Source organism: Amphibacillus cookii (assembly GCF_016908375.1).
In the GTDB taxonomy this organism is placed as follows: domain Bacteria; phylum Bacillota; class Bacilli; order Bacillales; family Amphibacillaceae; genus Amphibacillus_C; species Amphibacillus_C cookii.
Genome location: NZ_JAFBDS010000001.1, coordinates 499,498 through 523,192, shown reverse-complemented (window position 1 = coordinate 523,192; position 23,695 = coordinate 499,498). Strand labels below are relative to the sequence as shown.

Genomic DNA, 23,695 nt, shown 5'->3' with positions numbered 1-23,695 from the left:
TAGCTCCCGCCTATATAGATGAGCTCTGCTCTCTATTTTCTCGCGGGCGTTTTACGAACACTTATCTGTGATAAATATGTTATAGTGAAACACATACCCTTGGAGGTGCATGTAATGATTCGTCGACTTATCTGGTTATTCATTAGTCTATTTCTTTGTTTTCTTATTATACAAGTTGTTCGATTTCATATTGAATTAAGCAATCGTGAAATGCCAGATCAATTGCATCCTACCGTAGAAGAGAAGAAAGATCAATTAATTGATCAAGCTCGCGATAGCGGCATTGATATTGTCATTACCGATGGCTTTCGATCTATAGATGAACAAGATCAGCTTTATCAACAGGGGCGATCGACAGAAGGGTCTGTTGTGACTTATGCACAAGGTGGCGAGTCTTATCACAATTATGGCTTGGCAATTGATTTTGCGCTTAAATCACAGGATGGAGAAATTATTTGGGATATGCAATACGATGGAAATAATAGTGGAGAGCCTGATTGGCTCGAAGTCGTTGATATTGCTAAATCACTTGAATTCACTTGGGGCGGAGATTGGGATCGATTTCCTGATTATCCACATTTACAACTAGACGATGGATTAAGCATTCAACAATTACAACGTGGCTATCGACCTGGTGATGATTTACTAAATTTTATCTTCTTTATCGATGATGGTCACTGATGGTTCGTAGAGTGAATCCAAACATTATCACCCATCTCAATCGATTTGCTCTACGCTCTATTTTGATGGGGGTGTTTTATGAACGGCTATCTGTGATAAAATTGATCTTGTAGCTGTTTAAAAAGAGGTGGTAACCATGTATTTTTATGATCGATTAAAAGAGAATCAGTATTTATTAAACGAGACAGAACAAATGATTTTAGATTATTTGTTGGAGCATTCAGCTAAAATAAAAGATTTAACTGTTCGAGAAGTTGCTAAAACACACTATACAGCACCAAATACCATTATTCGCTTATGTCAGAAACTCGGATTTAAAGGATTTACTGATTTTAAAGAAGGATTATATGCTGCAGAACAAGCCAAAAAGGATTGGGTTGAAATCACTTCTTTAGACGAGCAAATTGTTAAAACGAAACAATTAGTTAACCCTAAAGTTATTGATCAGATTATCAACTGTATACATCATGCTGAAAAAATTTTATTTTTTGCGGTAGGACTATCACGTTTCCCTGCTCAAGAATTAGATGCACGTCTGCAATTGATAGGTAAAAATAGTCATATCTTTGTCGATCCACATGTTATGAAGCATAATGCAAGTCTCTTATCTAACAAAGATTTAGCTATTGCAATTAGCAACAGTGGGACAACAGATAATGTCCTTGCTGCAACTACTATTGCTAATGTAGCAGGTGCAAAAACGCTAAGTATAACCGGTTTCTCTACTAATCCATTGGCTAAGCAAACACATTACCAATTATATGGTTTTACGACTAACATCCGTGTAAGTGGGATTGATGCAGCTGACCGCTTTAGTATTCACTATCTTATTAATTTATTATTTAACGAATATTTGAGAAAATATCATACTTAAAACGAAGCTTCAATCACGGGTTGGCGTTTTCCTTCACTGATTGGTAGTTGAATAAATCAGTGCATGAACAGCAGTTAATTCTTACCTAATAGAAGTGTTGTGACGGACGTTTTACGACCGTTATCTGGGATAAACATAATGAAGAGGTTGGGACAAAAGTAAAAGACATAAGATCAAATACGAATGATACCAAAGAGCAGTGGAAATATGCGACACTCTAGCGGGAACAGCACGAGCTGAAGATCCATTCAGTAAAGCGCTTTCGGCTTTACTGAATTAGCTGAAGCCGTGCCCGCAGAAAGGGAGTATATTTCCTCTGCGGGTATGTGATAAACCTAGACATGCTAACATCATTCGTATTTGGAGAGCATATTTTTGTTATGTCCCGGCCTCTTTGCCATCCTTTTCTCTATTTTAATACTGGCCAATACCCTTTATTTGCTTCAATTAATGCATCTAACACTTGTCGAGCTTTTTTAGCATCAACAACCGTGCGATTTAGGGTTAATGCTTGAAGAGCTTTTGTATACGATCCTTCAATATAAGATTCAACTGTTAATTTTTCAAAAGCATGTTGTCCTTCAATTAAACCTTTATAAAAAGTATCAATCTTACCGACCGCATAAGGTGCTGGTCCATTTTTGCCTAGTGAAGCAGCGACTTCAATCATGACATCATCAGGCAGATTTGCGACAATACCATTGTTTCTCACAATCACTACATATGTCTTACGCAAATGATTGGCAATTGATGCAGCCACTTCTACCATCATATCACCGTGTGCATCATTGTGAACAACACTAGAGTCTTGAGCTGTTCCATTATCAACAATGCGTTTACATTCTGCAAACACTTTTTTCTCACGGCCTTGACGAACTTCATCTGTACGCGTATGGTTTGGATCAAGCTTCGTCTGCTTATATTGAGGATAGAGATAATACTGTAAATACGTATTCGGTAAGTATTCTGGAAAATCACGCAACATATCCTCTACCATCGCATACGTATCTAACCATGATTGATCCCGTTGCTCCGCATCGACTGGGCGAAAACCACCATTTAACACAATATCTTTAATTTTAGGTGCCACATCTGTACCGTGCTCATCATAAATCGCTGTAAACCAGCCGAAATGATTCAAACCAAAATATGTCGGCTCCAATTTATTCACATCATGATTAATTAATTTTGCATATGAACGCATTAAGTTAACCGGTTGATCACAAATGTTAAGAATTCGATCATCTTCAGGAAAAATTTTATCTAATGCTAACCCGACAATAGCTGCAGGATTGGTATAATTTAAAATCCAGGCATCAGGACTTAAGCGTCGCACATCTTTTACCATTTCCACCATATCACGAATCGATCGCAAACCATAAGCAAAGCCACCCGGCCCACAGGTTTCTTGCCCAATTAAGCCCATGCTAAGTGGAATTTTCTCATCTTGTTCACGCATGGTAAAACCACCTGTACGCATTTGACAGAACACAAAATCAACATCTTTATAAGCCACTTCTTTATCCGTTGTGTATTCTACCTCAACTTCTGGTGCTTCTTCTTTAAACAATATTTTCGCAAACGCTCCAATAACATTTTGACGTTCTGCATCTATATCGTAAAGGACAACACGATTTAACGCGAATTGATCTAAATGTGTGGTCATCGCTTTCAAAATACCTGGTGTCCAAGTTGACCCTCCACCAACTAATACAATATTATTTTTCTTCATTTCCTGGCACCCCTTTCACTTTATCAGCAATCCCTTCTACTTGTGGTCCATATATGACTTGTAAATGTGTATCATCTATTTTGACAACACCTGCTGCTCCTGTTTCCTTTAAGGCTTTTTCGTCAGCAATATTTGCATCTTTTAAAACAAGACGAAGGCGTGTAAAACAATTCTCAATTTCTTCAATGTTATTAACGCCACCTAAAGCATGAACAATCGTCTCACCGATGTTACCATCATCATTGATAACCACATCTTGTCCCTCATCTAATTGTTCACGACCTGGTGTCTGCACATTTTTCTTCTCAATAATATATTTAAAGAAATAATAATAAGCAAAGGCGTAACCTAGCCCAACAATAACAGCAAAGAACCAATTGGTTTCGGTTCCTTGTAGAACACCAAATACCGTTAAATCAATCACACCACCTTGAACATTTCCAATAACGACATTAAATAAATCCATTAACATAAAAGATAATCCTGACATTAAAGCATGGAAAACAAATAGTATCGGTGAAACAAAAATAAATGAAAATTCAATCGGTTCAGTTATTCCCGTTGTGAATGAAGCCAATAAGGCGGCATACAATAAACCTTTGACACGCTTTTGTTCACCACTTCTCGCTGTTCTAATAATAGCGAGCCCAGCAGCTGGAAGACCAAATACCATAAATGGCACCTTACCTTGTGCTAAAAATCGTGTAGCCGAAGCCATTAAGTCAAAATCAAGAACATCTTGTGCAAGTGCTGTGTTAAAGATATTCAACGCACCGACAATTTGTTCACCTTCAATCATGGCAATGCCACCAATCGGTGTAAATCGAACGAGTTGATTTAAAATATGATGAAGACCCGTTGGAATTAATAAACGTTCCAGAAAACCAAATAAAAATGTTCCAAATATACCTGAATCTGCGATGATATTACCCAGTGCTTCAATTGCTGCTCCAAACAGTGGCCATACGTAATACATGATTAAACCTAGCAAAGGAACAACAACGGTCGTAATAATTGGAATAAATCGTTTACCACCAAAGAAACTAATGGCTACAGGTAATTCAATGTTATAGAATTTATTATGCAACGCTGCAACCAAGCCCCCTACTAAGATTCCAGCAAAGACATTCATTCTTAATGTAAAAATGCCAAGTACGGTCTCATACTGAGCATTCACTTGCGTGGCTTCTAGCTCTGTCATCCCTTGCCCCATTAAGTAATCAATTGAAGTCGTTTCTACCGTATATCCATTGAGAGCTAATATATAGTTCAACGTCATATGAAAAATAATAAATCCAATCACTGCAGAAAATGCTGAAGTCGGCTTCTCTTTTCTCGCCATTCCTATCGCTATTGACACCGCAAACAAAATAGGTAGATTTCCAAATAATGCTCCTGCTAATGCTCGAACAAAGCCAATAACATTTTGTACACTCGTAAATGAAACAAACGTCTCACCTACAATATCTGGATTTTGCAAGATTGAAGCTAATCCTAAGAAGATACCTGCTGCAGCTATAATTGAAATCGGCATCATTAATGATTTCCCTAACTTCTGAAAAAAATCTTTCATTGTTCAATCCCTCCCCTGTTGTTTTATTAATTTAAATATAATTGACAAAGAAACCGATTACAATGCCGTTGACTTTGTTCTAAACAAGATCGTAGGATAAGGACATGTACACAAATTTGTGTCCTTGTACACCGTTTGGTTGATACGTAATTAAACGAAGTAATAGCAACTATTCATCGACGGTTGGGTTACCAATCCGCGAATAGTTACCAGACTCATCAAGTGCAAACAGGCGTTCAGCAGTTCAGTATCGCGAAAAACATATGAAGTGGTTTAATAAATAGGTTTTAACACAAATAATTAAGCTGTCTAGTGGAAATCCACACTTTTTTAAATGGTGTAAATAAATCTAAATTGGGTATACAAAGAATAGACTAATGAAGAGCTGATTTTATGAGATAAAATTTTAAAAATGAACCCAAGGAGCCAAGATATGCAAACCTCATCGTTAAAAAATCAAGTAGCAATTGTTACAGGTGCAAGCTCAGGGATTGGCAAAGCAACCGCATTAAAATTTGCCGCTGAAGGGGCAAAAGTGGGATTAATCGATATAAAAAAAGAAGATGCAGAGCACGTGAAAAAGAAAATTATTAAACATGATGGGGAAGCAATGATTGCAGAAGCCGATATTCGTGACCCCGAACAGGTTGAGCAAGCTATAAAATCGATTGTTGAACATTTCGGTAAACTTGATATCGTGTTTGCCAACGCAGGTATAAATGGTAAGGTTACACCCATTGAAGATATTACCCCCGAAGAATGGGACCAAACACTAGAAACCAATTTAAAAGGGACCTTTCTAACAACCAAATATGCGATTCCATATCTAAAAAAACGTGGGGGTAGTATGGTGATCACAAGTTCCATTAATGGAACGAGAAAGTTTTCTGCGATTGGTATGTCTGCCTATAGTTCAAGCAAAGCAGCACAAATGGCATTTGGTAAAATGGCCGCTCTAGAACTTACAGAATATCATATTCGTGTCAACATCGTATGTCCTGGTCTAATTGAAACGAATATTGGTAAAAATACATTTAAAGAAGAAGAAAATTTAGAAAAAGTAAAGATACCTGTAGAATACCCAGAAGGAGATCAACCGCTAGAAGGAAAAGGAGGAAAGCCAGAACAAGTCGCTGACCTCGTTCATTTCCTTGTCTCTGATGCATCAGCACATATTACAGGAACTGAGGTTTATATTGATGGTGCTTCAACCTTACTTTGATCCACCCAAAGAGGCCAGGGCATAACAAAAATATGTTCTGTAAATACGAATGATCCAGCCACTAAAAACGGATCATTCGTATTTGAACTTATTACTTTTATTGTTGTCCCAGCCCCAAAAAACAAAGGTGATAAGCTCCGCCTCAACTCACTGCAATTTTTTAGAAAAATTTAATTGCCATGACACACCAAAACGATCATTAAACCAAACGAACTTCTCACTAAATCCATATTGATCAAGAGGCATCAATATTTCTCCATCAGTTATTAACTTATGATAAACACGCTCTAATTCTTCAAGCGAATCGCATTCGACAAAAAGTGAAGTTGATGGTGTAAAATCAAATTGATGTTCAACAATACTATCGGTACAGATGATCGTTTGTCCGTGAATGGTGAAAACTGCTTGTTGAACTTTGTCTATTTTGCCTATTTCATTGTGACCATAACGTTGTAATTCATTAATCTCAGCGTCATCAAAACTATCAACATACAATCGCATTGCCTCTTCTGCTTGGCCAGTAAACATTAAAAATGGTCTTACCGTTGTCACAGCTATTCCCTCCCCTATTGTTTTAAAACCTATTTGATTTACCATTTACGTTTGAATCTATTCATCTAAAGTGCTATCCATTCTATATTATAGCGTATTTCTAGTTATTTTTAAGCAACTTTTCTATTATAAATAAGCACTTTAAGAAACGAAGGTTTAACACCTTTTATTTTAGGTTAGTAATGAACTATAGGAAGCTATTATTAAATAAAGGAGTAGATGCAACGTATGGATTTAAATAAAGAAATAAAGCGATTAGAACGCATATATCTAGAGAAACCAAAGCGTGTATTTACAATGTATTTAAACACAGATCCCGCAGATCCCGATCAACAAGGTGGCGAATGGAAAATTCATTTAAAAAATGGCTTGCAACGTTTTGAAAAATATTTAGAAAATGAAGGTGATAAAGAAGAATTGGAGAATTTCTGTAAAATAAAGAGTGACGTTGAAGACTACATGGCAGAACACGAACTTGAATTAGCAAAAAGTGTTATTATATTTGCGACGCCTGATCACTCGACTTGGTTTGCCGAGCGGTTTCAGGTTCCCGTACAAACCGAATTCTTTTGGGAAGAAATAGCAAAAGTTGATCAACTTATTCAATTGCATCAAAATTTTCCGAAAACAGGTATAATACTCACCCAAAAAGAGGCGATTAAAATTGTTGAAACTGAACTGGGGCGCCCTATAAATACTTACTTCTATGCGTTAGACTTGGATACAGAAGACTGGCGACAACATACTGGCCCTCATCGTGCCCGAGCTACCGTCGGCTCTGGTGGTAAAAGTACCAAGCGCGAGCAATTTATTGCAAGATTTGAAGCCAATCGCCATCGCTGGTACAAACAGATTGCACCAAAGCTAGATAAACTAGCAAAAGACCACAACTGGGAATATATATATTTAATTGGAAGTAGTGAAGAAACACAAGAACTAGCCGGTGAAATGAATAAATCTGTTAATGCTTTCCTCGATAAAAATATGCTTGACAGTAAAGAAACAGAGATTATAAAAGCAATAGATTAAAGGTGCAATGCGCTTTTCCGAATCTATTCAAATGAGATAAATACATGGTATTCGTTACTTTTAAAACGATAGAATCAAAATACGTTTAGAAAAAATGAAGACGAATGATCAATGGCGGATAACCCAATGATCATTCGTCTTTCTATAAAACAAGCCTTATTTTGAAGTGTTTTACGGACGGTTATCTGTGATAAATTCAACAGCTAACGTGGCCCTCGCCTCTTGATACGTCTCAGCTTGAATGTCCTTGACCACGCGATATTCTCCAGGTTCAAGATCAGCTATCTCTATCGACTGTTGATGTGAGTCTCCAGGGCCTAATATAATGGCAATCTCAATAAAAGCAAGATCGAGTGGAACAACCTTCCAATCATCATCTATTTTCTGCTCAATGGAATAATGCATTCCCAGTATGAGCTGGGTAGGCCCATAATTTTTAACGGTTAAGGTCGCTTCTTCATCTTGATGATAGTGCGATTGATCCAAGGACATTTCCACGTTCATTTCATCTGATACCACCACAATGAAACCTAATAACGTATCTTCAACTTCATCATCTTCATTTAACACCTCTGCACTTAATACATACAGCACATTTTCTTCACTAGGAAGATTGTCCTCTAATATTAGCTCTTCTTCAGCCACTTCATCTATATGCACAGTTTCATCAATCAACAGATCGGTTGTATTAAAGTCTTGATCAACTTTAGTAAGACGGACACGAATATTTTGGTTAAATGATATATTTTCATCTTGATGACTGACTAAATGGACGTTGATTGCTGACTCAGGGGCCTGATAGCCTGTTGTTAGCCCATAACCAAACTCACCTTCACCATCAAGCATAAACCATTTACCTGTTGGTGTATTGAAGTTCGTCATTTCAGCTAAATATGCCTGATCTTGAAATGCATGTTTAAAATCGAGATGTTGAAATTTATCATCTTCTTGTGCCTCACCTACCCTACTCGGTAGTTCCCCTTTTCCCTCTTGCCAATTCTGATGATCATCACCACCTTGACTTGAATCTGCCTGTCCACAGGCAACTAATAATAGCAGTAAAAGCAAATACATCAATCTGTTCTTAAACATCAGCTGTACACTCCCTTTAATTATCAGTCGTCTCTCGGTCGAGTGGGTTACAGTTAACGGTACCCTAATTCTAGAATTTTCATACTATATAATTGTGGTTAAATATATAAACGAGGTATATACTGCTGTTTATAATACTTTTTCAAAGTTAATATGTTATGTCATTATTAGACTTACATAATCAAGTCGTTTCTTATAACGAACCTTCAATTCCGTTGTCTCACGCCTAAATGGATGATCTCTGTTCTCTCTTTTGAAACGGGCGTTTCATAGACGGGTATCTATGATAAACTTAAAATATATGCAAAACAAGAATAATGGGGTGAAGAAAATGATAGTAACTGTTAAACCATTAAATGAAAAGCAAGAACAGACACTCGACAAACCTCAGTCTGTTGAGGTGAAGTATCAATTCACAAACTTTTACAGTATCGATACTATGGAACGGGTTAAAGCTTTTAACTATGTAAGGATGACCACTTCGGATCATTAATGAATGGGACATGACTTTCTAACATGCCCGTAATACGGCGGACTCGAAGGACTTCGCCTGCTAAGAAGCGATTGAGATCAAATACGACTGGTCTTTGATTTGCACCAAGACCAATCCACCCCTTACCTTGGCTAGGTTGATATAAACTGGTATGCAATGTGCCCGACCAAGCTTGATACTTATTAGAAAAAACCGCATGAGAACGATGATTAAATATTTGATACGCCTGGTTAGCTTTCAGACGGGATGGCAAATGTCGATTGATTCGGTCCATACGTCTAATCGATTCATCGTTACGATAACGATTTTCTTGGGTTAAATATTCAAAATGATTGGTGCATACATTCGCCATTCTTGTCAAAACAGTGCGCGGACTCGCTTCGACAATTACCGATTGACCTGAACGGTCCATTAATACATAAGAAAATGACGTACGGTGGGGAATAGCTTTTAATAGCTTCACTCCTTCTTCAACTGTCGCACAATATTCTAATAACATGCGCCCAATCATATTACAAATGAATCCATCACCAGAACCAATCCGATTAGTAAAGTTATATCCCATCACTAATCCTTTCTCATTTATCCCGTCTATTCGACCGGTTATTTGCATGGATGGTCCCATTGAAGCATAGCCCCCATCAGTAGGCTGATAAAGAACATAGCGCCCTTCATAGCCATTTGGATGACTGTCATAGTTTCTCACAAAATATTGGTCGCCTGTCATTATAGAACAGCCACTCTTGCCAACCTCTAAATAATAACCAGCAAAGGAACGGACAGCCTCTTGTTGTGACATCTTTAGAGCGTTTGCCAACCCTTCGATTTCAAAACGGAGCTTTGGAGCAAAATGATCTAATAATTGTAAGCCTTTTTCTATATCAATTGAAAAATGTGTCTTATATCTTTTAGCATGTAATTTGTCTCGATTTTGCATTATTGGCGATTCCCTTAACTTAACACCTTGTTGATACCCAAATTGTCCATGTGTTCCCCGAAACGAGATCACCTCAGAAAAGACCTTCACTTTTCATCTCACCCCCTAAATATTATATCTACTTTAAAGAAAATCATTATTAATATGCAAATAATTAGCTTATTTATATTTACAAGCGATGCCCATTGATTATATACATACATCCGCTACCATTAAATAATTTGTAATAATATAAAACGAACCTGCAATCAGCGGTCATTTTCGTTCTTCTTCCACTGATTGCAGGTTCGTTGAGTGAATCAGGACGTTATCACCCACCTCAATCGATTTGCTCTACGCTCTATTTTTAGGGGTGTGTTTACGGACGGTTATCTGTGATAAATTTTTATAAGTATAATAAGGTTGTGGGGTTGATATTTACCAATTTTTATTTCTTAATTGACAACTTAATTATTTATTTTTCCATTTTTTATTGACGTTACATACATTTGTATATATAATGAAAAAACATTGATTAAATTAAACTTAAAAAGGAGGTCATGATGATGTTGTTAACTATTATGCAACCCAAATTTGGACTAAAACAAAATATATCGTGGCCTCGTTTTGTCATAAATGATTGAAATAGATAAATATCTATTAATTATTTCATTTATTTTCAGACTTTAATTAAGAAGAATTTGTTCAATTTGTATCTAAATGGATCAGAATATTTTCTTTTAATTAAGGTGAAAGCACTATTTAAAGAGGTCACTATTATAAATGTGACCTCTTTTTGTGTTCCTTTTTAGGATAAATATGCCTTTAGCATCTACCGGTATATTCAATAGCGCATATGTCACAGACATATGCGCTATTTTATTTGATCAATGTTAACCATTTAAACATGAGGAGGATTTTAAAAAATGAATAATGGGAAATGTATGCAATCGGCAAGAGGATTTAATCGGTTATGGAGTGGTTAGCTTACAATATTGGGAGTTTTTGAAAGGAGTTTAACAACGTGTTTTCAATTTTTTATAAATTAGCATGGTTTTTTAAAGACCATTGGGTGCGATATACGATTGCGATTATCGCTTTAATTACAGTCAGCTTTATTGAACTTATCCCACCAAGGTTGGTGGGAATGACGATTGATCTTATTCAATTTAATGAATTAACACGAGAAAAATTAATGATGATCATTTTTATTTTCGTGATTCTTATGGTGTTGAACTATACGATTATGTTTATTTGGGATTATAACTTGTTTGGAGGAGCTATTTTACTTGAACGGCAAATACGGTCAAGGTTAATGGAACATTTCTTGAAAATGAGCCCGAAATTTTACAGTAAAAATCGCACTGGGGATTTAATGGCGCGCTCGACAAATGATTTGAAAGCCATCATGACGACTTCTGGTTTTGGTATTCTAACCCTTGTTGATTCCACGGTTTTCATGTCATTCATCGTCTTAATGATGGGTTTTTCAATAAATTGGAATTTGACGATAGCAGCCCTTATTCCAATGCCAATCATGGCTGTGATTGTTTACAAATATGGTCAGGTCATTCATCAACGATTTACCGATGCACAGGATGCATTTAGTGAACTAAATAATTACACACTGGAATCGATTCGAGGCGTCCGTGTTATTCGTGCCTTCGTTCAAGAACAACGTGATCAGCAACGCTTCTCCGCGATGACTGAAACGGTGTTTCAAAAGAACAAAGCTGTTGCTCAAATGGAAGCTTACTTTGAACCAACCGTCAAAATACTTGTTGGGTTATCTTATACCATTGGCTTAGGCTATGGAACATTAATGGTCATGAATCACCAAATATCGATTGGTGATCTCGTTTCTTTTAATGTTTATCTGGGGATGATGATTTGGCCGATGTTTGCAATCGGCGAATTAATCAACATTATGCAACGCGGGAATGCATCCCTGGATCGCGTTGAAGCTATATTCAAGCAAAAACCAGATGTCGTTGATCCTGATCAACCTGTTCAGATTTCAAAGCTTGAAAATATCATTTTTAAGGATGTTGATTTTTCTTACCCTGAAAGTGATGACATCCAATTGAAACACATTAATTTAACGATTAAAAGCGGGCAAACCATCGGCATCGTTGGAAAAACAGGTGCAGGTAAAACGACGCTATTTAAGCAGCTGTTAAGAGAGTATCCGCCACCATTTGGACAATTAACCATTAACGGCCATCCCATTAACGCGTTCAGCCTAGACGATACAAGGAGTTGGATCGGTTATGTTCCACAGGAGCATATTTTATTCTCTAAAACGGTAAAAGAAAACCTTGTCTTCGGATGTGGTGAAAAGTCACTTGAGCAGATTAATCATGTATTAGCCTCTACGTCATTAAAAAGTGATATTGATGCATTACCTGAAGGGTTAGACACAGTAGTCGGAGAAAGTGGTGTCACACTTTCAGGTGGGCAGAAACAAAGAATTTCTTTAGCTCGCGCCCTATTAATGGACCCTGAAATCATTATTTTGGATGATTCTTTATCAGCAGTAGATGGAAAAACAGAAACGACCATCATTAATCATCTAAAACAAGAACGAGCTGGAAAAACGACTTTAATTGCGGCACATCGATTGTCTGCGGTTAAACACGCTGATCAAATTATCGTTATCGATAAAGGCCGTATCATCGAACACGGGACGCATCAGCAGTTAATTGAAAAAGGTGGATGGTATAAAGAACAATTTGACATACAACAAATGGAGAGGAAGGTGAGAGCGTGAAAACCTCAACAGAAAAACAATTATTCAACTATGCACTGTCTAATAAAAAAATCATTTCTTTTGCTTTGATTTGTTTAATTGTTGCTGTATCCCTTGAGTTAACTGGTCCATTTATTGCTAAAACGGTTATTGATCATCATATTGTTGGGATAGAAACAGAATGGGCTCAGTTACCATCAGATCAAGATGGTGCCGTCTCTTACCAACAAAAATATTTTAAAAGAGCAGATCGTGTGACGGATCAAGATCAAGTGGTTGCCTATTACACGTTAATCCAATCTGAGCGGAACTATTATTTTATTGAGGGACAGTTACCATTAAATAGTGAGGTGGAATTAAACCAAGATCAGCAATTATCCGTTACAGTAAACGGTCAATCAGAGATTATCTCAGGTAACCCATTAACTACTGATGATCTTTATCAATTTTTTCAACCTGAAGTCACGCCGATTATGAGACTTATCGCTATTTATCTAGGACTGATTATTATTGCAGCGTTTTTTCAATACTTTAAGACATATCTCTTACAAGTCCATGCTAATAAAATTATTCAACAAATGCGTCAAGATGTATTTAAGAAAATTGAAACATTGCCGATGCAATATTTTGTTGATCGACCAGCTGGTAAAATTTTAGCGCGCATTACAAATGATACAGAAGCGATTAAAGAATTATATGTAAAAGTGCTCGAAACATTTATTAATGGGTTTATTTATATGATCGGGATTTTTATTGCTTTATATTTATTAAACCCAACCCTTGCATCTGTTTGTTTAATCTTGATTCCACTTCTGTTTCTATGGATGAAGTTTTACAAAAAGTATGCAGGACATTATAATCGCTTGATTCGCTCGGTCAACAGTGATATTAATGGATCGATTAATGAATCGATCCAAACGATGCCAATTATTCAAGCCTTTCGACAAACGAAAGGTCGACAAACGGAGTTCGAACAATTAAATGGGCGCCATTTTCATTATCAAAAAAAAATGATTGCTTTATCTGCCTTAACATCCTATAATCTCGTCACGGTGTTAAGAAGCATTGCTTTTATCGGATTTATCTGGTTCTTTGGTAATGGTGTCCTTACAGTAGAAGGCTTTATTTCAACTGGAGTTCTCTATGCTTTTGCTGATTACTTAACGCGATTATTTGAACCGATGAGTCAAATTGTTAATCAGTTACCACAGTTAGAGCAGGCTAGAGCATCAGCAGAGCGCGTCTTCGAATTATTAAATGCAGAAGGGGAGTCAATTGGAGATCACAATCTTGATCCGGTCAAGGGAAAGGTCGAGTTTGACGACGTGAGTTTTGCTTATGAGAAAGAAAACTATATTTTAAATCATGTGAGTTTTCTAGCCACCCCAGGACAAACAGTCGCTTTTGTCGGTCATACGGGTTCAGGAAAAAGTTCTATTATGAATCTCTTATTCCGCTTTTATGATCCACAAAAAGGTAAGATTAAAATTGACGGCGTGGATACTTCAACTTTAGATCGTCAACAGTTAAGGCAGCAGATCGGGATTGTTTTACAAGATCCATTTATTTTTAGCGGAACCATCATTTCAAATATTACTTTGAACGATGAAAACATTAGCCGCGAACAAGCCATTGCAGCCTTAAAAGCAGTTGGTGCGGATCAATTTATTGAAAAACTGCCAAAACAATATGATCAACCCGTTATTGAGAATGGCAATGCATTTTCAACCGGTCAAAGACAACTCTTATCTTTTGCTCGCGCGTTAGCTTTCGATCCCGCTGTATTAATTTTAGATGAAGCGACCGCCAATATCGATTCAGAAACAGAAAGACTAATTCAACAAGCAATGAGCGTGCTAGCAAAAGGAAGAACGATGCTCATTATCGCCCACCGTCTTTCAACAATTCAACATGCTGATCAAATTATGGTCTTAGAAAAAGGACATATCATTGAACGTGGTACCCATGATCAATTAGTTGAACAAGACGGAAACTATTACCAAATGTATAAAATGCAACAGGATAGCGTAACAGAAAAAATCATTTCGTAACGATTAATTAATCCTTAACCTTACAAGCAGCCCCTTGATTATTTATCAGGGGGCCTGTTTGGGAAAGGGTAAGGATTTATCTTTTATAAACGAACCTTCAATCCGTCGGCGGAGGGCTACAGGACGTAGGTCATGCAGACGTGGGCCTACAGGATGTAGGTTATGCAGACGTTGCCACAGGACGTGGCGATCTTAGTCTGTAATCCTTTTTAAAAATGTGGCGGTTTTAGTCTGCGATCTTCTGTTTTCAATGATGGGAAGTTGAGTGAGTCTGCTATCCCCCACCTAACTTTGGGTGGGTATTTTACGGCCGGTTGGTTATCTATGATAAAAAAATCGTGCTCCAATCTAGCTCGTCACTATTCAGAGACCACAAAATGGTAAATCTTTTCTTTCTCAACTGCAATTTCATAGTGGTTATCTGATATTCTCTTAAGTAAAGCGGGTTGATTTTCTATATATGGATTTGTGCCAAGCGGAAGCCCCAAATGACAAACACCATCAACAGAAGGCTTCAATTTTAGCCATGACAACTTATGATTATCCCATTTCATTTCTATTTGATAACCACCTCTTGCCCGTAAACCTTTCACATAGCCACGCGCCCATGCTTTTGGTAGTGCTGGGAGGATTTTAATCAGCCCTTGATGGCTTTGCACTAACATTTCAACCATTCCTGCAATACCACCAAAATTCCCATCAATTTGAAAAGGCGGATGATTATCAAATAAATTAGGTAAGGTAGATGATTTCAATAACTCAATAATATTTTGATAGGCTTTTTCTCCTTCAGCTAATCGCGCCCACATATTTATTATCCAAGCACGACTCCACCCTGTGTGACCTCCTCCATGTTTTAAGCGTCTCACTAACGTCGTTTTAGCCGCCTTTGCCCATTGTGGTGTTAACGCCGTTGAAATTTGTTGACCAGGATAAAGCGCAAACAGATGTGAGATGTGTCGATGTCCAGGGTCAACTTCCTCGTAATCTTCTATCCATTCTTGAATTTGACCATATTTCCCGAGTTTAATCTGTGGCAATTTAGCTCGTAATTCTTGTAAACTATTTCTAAATGTTAGATCACAATCCAGTTGTTCACTTGCCTGGATACAGACACTAAACAAAGCGTAAATAATCTGACTATCCATTGCTGGCCCCTCACAGAGATGGCCTTTTATACCATCAGGTAAAATATACATATTTTCTGGTGAAACAGATGGTGTCGTGACTAATGCGCCGGTTTGATTTTCCACAAGAAAATCTACAAAAAACTGTGCTGCCTCTCTTAACGTATCGTATACTTCTGCTAAAAAAGAGTGATCTTGATTAAACTGATAATGCTCCCAAAGATGGAGACATAACCAAGCCGCACCCATCGGCCAATAACTTGCCGGTAGATGTATATCTTGTGGAGCCGTATCAGCCCAAATATCTGTATTATGATGAGCAACAAATCCTCTACAACCATACATTTTTTTGGCGGTTATCTTTCCATTTTGACGTAAACGTTTAATATGATCAAATAAAGGAAGATGGCACTCAGGTAAATTACATAGTTCCGCTGGCCAGTAATTCATTTCCGTATTAATGTTAATCGTAAACTTACTATCCCACGCTGGTGTCATTTGATCATTCCAAATCCCTTGTAAATTAGCTGGTAATGTCCCTGGACGACTCGAGGAAATCATTAAGTAGCGACCATAATTAAAATACAATTCAAATAAACCCAAATCTTCTTCACCAGCTTTTATACGCTTTAATCTTTGATCAACAGGTAATTGCCTTTTCGCACCGTTATTTTCAAGTTTAACTGTAACGCGATCAAATAAAGAACAGTAATCATTGAGATGATTATTTTTCAAAATATGATAAGGTTTTTGAGTCAATTGATCAATAGTATCACGACAGTGTTGTTCTGGATCTTTATGATAAAAGGAAGTAGTTGCCGTTAGAATAAGTGTAACCACATCAGCCCCTTTAACACAGAGACGATTACCAATCGCTTTAATACGTCCTCCCTCTTGAATCACTTTTAACTCACTGTGAAAACGAACCCCTTCTTCTCCACCCGTTTTTCCCGCCATCACCAGTTGATCGTCACTTCTAGCGTCAAGCCGATCTAAATACCTCGTCCCACCTCGATCCAATGTGCAAGTAAAAGTCATTGCTTTATTTTGGGAGGCCGTCAGCCTCACTACCATTACTTGATCAGGATAACTACAAAAATACTCTCTTTGGTAATCAATCTCATCACTTAGAAAATCAACTTCTACCAGACCCGTATTTAAATCTAGTTTTCTTTGATAGTTTTCATAAGTCGTCTGATCAAAATCAATCAATAAATCGCCTAACGTCTGGTAGTGACGTTGAGATTCAGGTACACCTGACAAGCTAAGTTTTGCTAAATCTTCAGCTTCTGGAACTTTACCTTCTTTCAGCAAACGTCGAATTTCTGGTAAATACTTAAAAGCATCCGGATTATTTCGATCTCTTGGTCCACCGTACCACACTGAGTCTTGATTTAATTGAATTCTTTCCTGATTAACCTTGCCAAAGACCATCCCACCTAAACTGCCATTACCTATAGGTAATGCTTCATTCCACTCTTTAGCAGGCTGCTTGTACCACATAACCTTTTCAGAATTAGAAGTCATTGTTTCACCCTTCCCCCACATTTATATAGCGCTTACATTTTAAAATATCCTTATTTATATAATAATAAAAGATATATTCGCGTCTGCATACCCAATAAAATATAGGCCATACTTAGAGATTTAATTTACATGCTTATCTTAGTGTATCTTTTTTAGTGAACTTATAAAACGAAACTTCACCTAGTTGGCGTTTTCGTTCTTCGCCCACTGATCGCAGGTTCGTTGAGTAAATCCGGACATTCGCGTCCGTTATCACCCACCTCAATCGATTTGCGCTACTTTCTATTTTGAGGTGAACGTTTTACGGACGGTTAGCTGCGATAAAATAGAATAACCTGTTCCATATATTAATGGAACAGGCAAAAATAACATGGCAATCGATTGAGCTTAAAGTGCTTCGTGATTATAGCTTATCAAACGATACATCTTTTCTCGACCATGTAAGATGTGATCATCCATTTTTGCAGGGTCAATAGCAAAGGTAATCACGTCTCTCCCTAGAGCCTCACCAGAGTGTTCATCAATTGGGGTTATGTTAAATGATACAAATATTTTTTCACGATCGACTAACATCTCAGATAATGAAGTAACCTGATAATCATTAATTGATGATTTAGGTAAGTTCACAACGACCTCTTCTCCATAATGTGATGTAGTTGCTTGAACAAGGGGCTCATAAAGGATTTCTTCTAATGGAATAGCATCTACGTTTAACGTCTTAGCGGTTACTTCATTTAGATAGGCTTGAACACACAAGAAAAGGAGCACTGACACTATGACCATAACACGTTTCATTTGTATATCCCTCCAATTGTAATAAGTCACCATTTTCACTTATACTACTTCTTATTATATATAATTATTTGGTAGCCGTTAATAGTAAAATAATAGTTTATTACTAAATAGTATGAACTAAAAAGTTAGGATAATACGTTAACAAAACGAAACTGGTTGTATACTATTTGACGTTGGTGAAGGGAATTCTCCATTTCATGCGTTTGTGAAATGGGGGTAGACTTTCGCTAACGTCTTTTCTATTTCTCTAAAAATAGAAATGGGTTCGGTCATCCAGTGATTCGCTTTCCGCAGGCACGGCTTCAGCTCGTGCTATTCCTGCCGGAGTCTCATCACTTCCTGACCGAACCCGTATGAATTCACGTGTAGATAGACATTCAAATTAAGTTAAGATCTATTGAATCGAAATCAGTCCAAAATGCACCTAACCAAACAAACATTCAAGCAGCATAATCCGACTTGAATATTTGTGAAATTCATCTATAAAATTGCCGGCAAAAATTCTCACCAACATCATTTGACAAAGAACCACGAAACTTCAATCAGTGGGATTTTTGTCCTTTCCCGCTGATTGAAGTTTCGTTGAGTGAATCAAGACATTCGCGTCCGTTTGCGCCTACCTAAATGATTTACCTTTGACCTGGCGGTTTACATACGGTTATCTTTGATAAAACGCGATATTTAATAACTATATTTAACAAGAAAACATGACTTACTCCTTCTATAATACGCTAAAGGAAAAACTGAAAAAATATTCCTGCTGCTACAGCTGAGCCAATTACCCCTGCTACATTAGGACCCATTGCATGCATAAGTAGAAAGTTTGAAGGATTTGCTCTTGCTCCTTCTTTTTGCACCACACGAGCCGCCATTGGTACAGCAGAAACCCCTGCAGCACCAATCATTGGATTGATTTTACCTTTTGTTAACTTGCACATAAGTTTACCGAACAACACACCTCCGGCTGTTCCAGTTGCGAACGCAACTAAGCCCAAAGCAACAATTTTTAACGTTTCAATGGTTAAAAAAAGATCAGCCTCAGCTTTTGCTCCAACTGTGACCCCTAACAAGATCGTAATAATATACATTAAAGCCCCTTGTAAAGTTTCTGTTAATTTCGGAACCCTTCCACTCTCTTTAATTAAGTTCCCTAGCATCAGCATGCCAACAAGAGGTGCTGATGAAGGAAGAATTAAGAGTACTAACATCGTCGTTACAATAGGAAAAATTATTTTTTCTTTTTTAGAAACAGGGCGCAACTGTTCCATCTTGATTTTTCGTTCCTTTTCTGTCGTTAATAAACGGATAATAGGTGGCTGTATAACTGGAACCAACGCCATGTATGAGTATGCTGCTAAAGCAATTGTAGAAAGCAGGTGTGGAGCAAGTTGACTTGATAGAAAAATCGCTGTTGGACCATCCGCACCTCCAATTATACCGATTGATGCTGCTTCACTTCCCGACATATTAAGAAGTAAAGCGCCAAAAAACGCACCAAAGATACCAATTTGTGCAGCCCCACCTAATATCAGTGTTTTTGGATTAGCGATTACTGGGCCAAAATCTGTACCTGCACCCAAACATAGAAAGATTAGAGGAGGATAAATACCTAAGTCCGTTCCTTGATATAAATAGTATAATAATCCTCCCGTGTCTCTCCCATTCGCCTCCATCATTAAATTTGTAAAAGGTAAGTTAACTAGAAGCATACCAAACGCAATTGGAATGAGTAAATAAGGTTCATAGCCTTTATTAATAGCCAAATATAAGAATACACATGCAATAACAATCATAATTATATGTTTATAGGTTAAGCCTGCAAAACCCGAGTTAGCAAGCAGGTCTAACAATATACTCCCCATTATGTTAATCTCCTTCTTTTAAAGTGTAAATAGTATATCTCCTGCTTCTACGGTTTGATCTTTTGTTACATGCACGTTCTGAATAATACCATCCATTTGTGCTACGATTTCATTCTCCATTTTCATTGCTTCTAGTATACATAAAATCTCTCCCTTTTTAACGTGGTCGCCTTTTGCAACTTTTAAATCAAATACAACACCTGGCATTGGAGCATGTATCTTTTCACCATCTGTTTCTTCATTATTAGTCGAAGAAACAGTTTTTTCACTGCACTGTTTATGATCATCTGCTGATGGCTCATTACGTTCTTCTACTTTAACTTGATATAACTGCCCATTTACTGTAATCTCGTAAGTTTTCAATTTAAAGTCCCCCTAATTTATCCTTTGTACAGAATGAATTTTATAGTTCTTGTTTTGTTGATTTTGATTGATCATAATCAATGATGCAAGACAAGCAACCATCTGTTCTTTTTCATCATTAGCTTTAGGTGATTGATCTGCAATCTGTAGTTGGCTAGTATTCTCTCTAAAAACTAAGCTAAAGAGATTTAAGACCAATTGAATAAGCATCAGCACAGTTATAACAATCAACAAACTTGAAATAGTAATCTGTATGCCTTCCAACAAGGTGAAATCACTCATTTAAACATCCCCTTATGACCATACGGCATTTATTTTTATAGTGGTGTTTTTCTCATCATTCTTGGACCCTATCTTATTCGCTGTTGCCTTATTTTCCAAAAATGCCTTCCCTACTTTCGGAAACATTGCATAAGTTAAAACAGCTTCATCACTTTGAGCTAATTGACCAAGCTCTAACTTCATATTATTAAATTCTGGTTCTATCAAGTCTGCTGGACGTACATGAATAACTTGTTTGTCTCCTATTATTTTTTTTCTAATTTCATCAGATATAGGAACAGTAGATTTTCCATAAGCTCCCCGAACATATTCTTTTATTTCATTTGGCACCATTTTATAACGTTCTCCAGTGATCACATTAAAAACAGCTTGAGTGCCTACCATTTGACTCATAGGTGTAACTAGTGGTGGTAATCCTAGTTCTTTACGGACCCTAGGCACTTCTTCCAATACTTCCTGATATTTATCTTCTGCCCCTGCATCCTTCAATTGGGCATAAAGATTTGACAGCATGCCACCTGGAACTTGATAAAGTAATGTTTTTGGTGTTGTTGCTAGCATTTTAGCGTCTAACATACCATTTTCTAAATACGTTTCCTTGATCTTTTCAAAATAATCGGATACTTCTTCTAAACAGCCCATATTTAAATTTGTATAAAATGCTTCTGATTCGTCTAATACAATTACCATTGCTTCTGTAGCAGGTTGACTTACCCCTTCCGAAAAGGGAGCGATGGCGGTATCAATCATATCTGCACCAGCCTTTATTGCAGCGAGATAGGTCATTTGTGATATACCACTTGTAGCATGGGTATGGACTTCAATAGGTAAATCGACATTCCTTTTCAACGATGAAACCAACTCACCTGCTATTTGAGGTGTTAAGATACCAGCCATATCTTTAATACAAAGTGAATCGGCGCCTATATTTTCCAAATCCACAGCTAACCTTGTGAAATAGTCAATATTATGAACAGGGCTAATGGTATAACAAAGGGTTGCTTGAGCATGTGCTTGATACTTTTTCACAGCACTTAAGGCGGTTTCCATATTTCTTATATCATTTAGTGCATCAAAGACACGTACTATATCAATGCCATTATGAATCGATCGTTCAATAAACTTTTCGACAATATCATCTGCATAATGGCGATAACCTAATAAATTTTGTCCGCGTAGAAGCATTTGAAGTTTAGTATTTTTAGCACGTTTCTTAATTTCTTTTAAGCGTTGCCAAGGATCTTCATTTAAAAAGCGAATGGCAGCATCAAATGTTGCACCACCCCAACATTCTATTGCATGATAACCAACACTATCCATTGTTTTTATAATAGGTAACATCTCAGCGGTTGTTAGTCTAGTCGCCATTAAACTCTGATGACCATCTCGTAAGACGGTTTCTGTTATTTTTATTTGTCGCATAAGTAGCTCCCTTATCTATTTTTTCTAATGTTTATCGTTACACTATCCCTATGACAAGCATTACTACTAATAAGACTAAGCTTATCCCCCATAACCATACGAAGTTCTTCTTAATATGGTCTTGAATACTCACTTCAGCTAAACCACAAGCTAAATAGGTTACAGCAATAGCAGGGGAAATCATTAAGCCGATATTCTCAGTCGTAAGTAGAACCCGTGCAACATCTATAGCTGCAACGCCATAATTATTAGCAACCTCAATAATAATAGGCATCATACCAAAATAAAAACTGTCAGTACCTAAAAACAGGATAAGTGGTACAGAAAAAATCGATACAACAATATGAATATACGGTCCTACTGCATCGGGTAAAGCTAAAATAATAGAATTAGCCATCGATTCAATCATGCCAGTACCTTGGATAACACCCAGGAAAACCCCTACAGCAAATAAAATCATAATCATTGGCATAGCTGAAGCACCATAGTTTTTAAGCAACTTAGATTGTACTTTTGAATCTTTAACATTGACAATTAGTGCTATTGAAAAAGCAATCATAAACATCAGCTGGACAGGTAAAAGATCTATTACTAATAAAGCAATCGTTGCTAGTACAAGACAAACATCAAAGATTAAGACCCCTTTACTTACTTGTATCGTTGCGCCACGATCACTCGAATTTGACTTAATGGATTCAAATTCTTCGTTCGACATACCTGCTCCACGTTTTTTTTCAATATATGACATAATAAAGGCAAGGGCATATGATAACGCCACTGCTGCAAATTGCATTGAAATAATACCTGACCATATCACATTTACACTCTCATTAATGACAGTACCTGCACGTATGGTTGGTCCTCCCCATGGCATGACGTTCATCGCTCCGACGGAACTCGCAACAAGTAAAACTAATGTTGTAGGTCTAATTTTCATTTTTTTATATATTGGCAACATCGGCGGAATCGTAACAAGTGCCGTAGAAGCGCCCGCACCATCTAGATGTCCTATTATCGCAATGGTTACTGTAACTAACATCACACCTAAAACACTATTTCCCATCACACGAAAAAGCGGACGAATAATGATATCAAATGCACCAACATCATTCATAAGACCAAAGAATGCAATTGAAAAAGCAAATAAAGATGCAGTCGCCACCATTGAGGCAATACCATCTGTTACAAATCCTCCAATTTCAGCCAAGGTAAAGCCTGCTAAAATAGCTGCAATGATAGGTAAACAGGAAAAAGCGACGATCGGATTTGTTTTACCAGATATCAATAAATAGACAATTCCCAATATTAATAAGAAACCAATAGCTGTTATATATGTCATACTATATCTCCTTT

Annotated in this window: 18 protein-coding genes; 6 read left to right on the top strand and 12 right to left on the bottom strand. The window is 37.1% G+C overall.

Features of this window, described 5'->3' with window-relative positions:
• The first annotated feature begins 114 nt into the window (after nt 1-114).
• Nucleotides 115-681 (top strand): M15 family metallopeptidase, encoded by a 567-nt coding sequence (locus tag JOE23_RS02300; protein WP_204435672.1) that lies wholly within the window; start codon nt 115-117, stop codon nt 679-681.
• Between the two features lie 136 nt (nt 682-817).
• A complete protein-coding gene (locus tag JOE23_RS02295; RefSeq protein ID WP_204435671.1) occupies nt 818-1,555 on the top strand; it encodes a MurR/RpiR family transcriptional regulator in 738 nt (245 codons plus the stop codon).
• Between the two features lie 409 nt (nt 1,556-1,964).
• On the opposite strand, the gene JOE23_RS02290 is transcribed toward JOE23_RS02295, so the two are convergent.
• Both JOE23_RS02290 and JOE23_RS02285 read right to left on the bottom strand, forming a co-directional pair.
• Nucleotides 1,965-3,287 (bottom strand): family 4 glycosyl hydrolase, encoded by a 1,323-nt coding sequence (locus tag JOE23_RS02290; protein WP_204435670.1) that lies wholly within the window; start codon nt 3,285-3,287, stop codon nt 1,965-1,967.
• Nucleotides 3,274-4,860: a PTS transporter subunit EIIC gene (locus tag JOE23_RS02285; protein WP_204435669.1), complete on the bottom strand. Its 1,587-nt coding sequence runs from the start codon at nt 4,858-4,860 to the stop codon at nt 3,274-3,276. Before JOE23_RS02285 ends, JOE23_RS02290 begins: the two co-directional genes overlap by 14 nt.
• A 433-nt stretch (nt 4,861-5,293) precedes the next feature.
• On the opposite strand from JOE23_RS02285, the gene JOE23_RS02280 reads away from it, so the two are divergent.
• Nucleotides 5,294-6,082, top strand: a complete 789-nt coding sequence (locus JOE23_RS02280) for an SDR family oxidoreductase (RefSeq protein ID WP_204435668.1) — start codon at nt 5,294-5,296, stop codon at nt 6,080-6,082.
• A 147-nt stretch (nt 6,083-6,229) separates the two neighbouring features.
• Here the strand turns inward: JOE23_RS02280 and JOE23_RS02275 are convergent, their stop codons facing one another.
• Entirely contained in the window at nt 6,230-6,634 is a 405-nt protein-coding gene (locus tag JOE23_RS02275) for a VOC family protein (RefSeq protein WP_204435667.1), read from the bottom strand.
• Nucleotides 6,635-6,862: 228 nt separating this feature from the next.
• Here JOE23_RS02275 and JOE23_RS02270 point away from each other — a divergent pair, with 228 nt between their 5' ends.
• On the top strand, nt 6,863-7,663 hold the full coding sequence (locus JOE23_RS02270) for a VLRF1 family aeRF1-type release factor (RefSeq protein ID WP_204435666.1): 801 nt from the start codon (nt 6,863-6,865) through the stop codon (nt 7,661-7,663).
• Between the two features lie 171 nt (nt 7,664-7,834).
• On the opposite strand, the gene JOE23_RS02265 is transcribed toward JOE23_RS02270, so the two are convergent.
• Both JOE23_RS02265 and JOE23_RS02260 read right to left on the bottom strand, forming a co-directional pair.
• Nucleotides 7,835-8,755: an immunoglobulin-like domain-containing protein gene (locus JOE23_RS02265; RefSeq protein WP_204435665.1), complete on the bottom strand. Its 921-nt coding sequence runs from the start codon at nt 8,753-8,755 to the stop codon at nt 7,835-7,837.
• A gap of 458 nt (nt 8,756-9,213) precedes the next feature.
• Nucleotides 9,214-10,275 (bottom strand): C45 family autoproteolytic acyltransferase/hydrolase, encoded by a 1,062-nt coding sequence (locus tag JOE23_RS02260; protein ID WP_204435664.1) that lies wholly within the window; start codon nt 10,273-10,275, stop codon nt 9,214-9,216.
• A 913-nt stretch (nt 10,276-11,188) separates the two neighbouring features.
• Between JOE23_RS02260 and JOE23_RS02255 the strand changes: the two genes are divergently transcribed.
• Nucleotides 11,189-12,934, top strand: a complete 1,746-nt coding sequence (locus JOE23_RS02255) for an ABC transporter transmembrane domain-containing protein (protein ID WP_204435663.1) — start codon at nt 11,189-11,191, stop codon at nt 12,932-12,934.
• On the top strand, nt 12,931-14,964 hold the full coding sequence (locus JOE23_RS02250; RefSeq protein ID WP_204435662.1) for an ABC transporter transmembrane domain-containing protein: 2,034 nt from the start codon (nt 12,931-12,933) through the stop codon (nt 14,962-14,964). Before JOE23_RS02255 ends, JOE23_RS02250 begins: the two co-directional genes overlap by 4 nt.
• 359 nt (nt 14,965-15,323) lie before the next feature.
• Here the strand turns inward: JOE23_RS02250 and JOE23_RS02245 are convergent, their stop codons facing one another.
• From JOE23_RS02245 to JOE23_RS02215, 7 genes are all read right to left on the bottom strand, one after another.
• The gene (locus JOE23_RS02245) at nt 15,324-17,618 is read right to left on the bottom strand and encodes a glycoside hydrolase family 95 protein (protein ID WP_204435661.1); all 2,295 of its coding nucleotides are present in this window, start codon (nt 17,616-17,618) and stop codon (nt 15,324-15,326) included.
• 387 nt (nt 17,619-18,005) lie between these two features.
• On the bottom strand, nt 18,006-18,413 hold the full coding sequence (locus JOE23_RS02240) for a hypothetical protein (protein ID WP_204435660.1): 408 nt from the start codon (nt 18,411-18,413) through the stop codon (nt 18,006-18,008).
• Nucleotides 18,414-19,144: 731 nt separating this feature from the next.
• Nucleotides 19,145-20,275, bottom strand: coding sequence for a sodium ion-translocating decarboxylase subunit beta (locus tag JOE23_RS02235; protein ID WP_204435659.1), 1,131 nt, complete (start codon nt 20,273-20,275; stop codon nt 19,145-19,147).
• An 18-nt stretch (nt 20,276-20,293) separates the two neighbouring features.
• Nucleotides 20,294-20,638 carry a biotin/lipoyl-containing protein gene (locus JOE23_RS02230; protein WP_204435658.1) on the bottom strand — a complete coding sequence of 115 codons (345 nt, stop codon included), beginning with the start codon at nt 20,636-20,638 and terminating at the stop codon, nt 20,294-20,296.
• A gap of 12 nt (nt 20,639-20,650) precedes the next feature.
• Nucleotides 20,651-20,920, bottom strand: coding sequence for a hypothetical protein (locus JOE23_RS02225; protein ID WP_204435657.1), 270 nt, complete (start codon nt 20,918-20,920; stop codon nt 20,651-20,653).
• A gap of 12 nt (nt 20,921-20,932) precedes the next feature.
• On the bottom strand, nt 20,933-22,342 hold the full coding sequence (locus tag JOE23_RS02220; RefSeq protein ID WP_204435656.1) for an oxaloacetate decarboxylase subunit alpha: 1,410 nt from the start codon (nt 22,340-22,342) through the stop codon (nt 20,933-20,935).
• Between the two features lie 37 nt (nt 22,343-22,379).
• Nucleotides 22,380-23,681, bottom strand: coding sequence for an SLC13 family permease (locus JOE23_RS02215; RefSeq protein WP_204435655.1), 1,302 nt, complete (start codon nt 23,679-23,681; stop codon nt 22,380-22,382).
• Between the last annotated feature and the right edge of the window lie 14 nt (nt 23,682-23,695).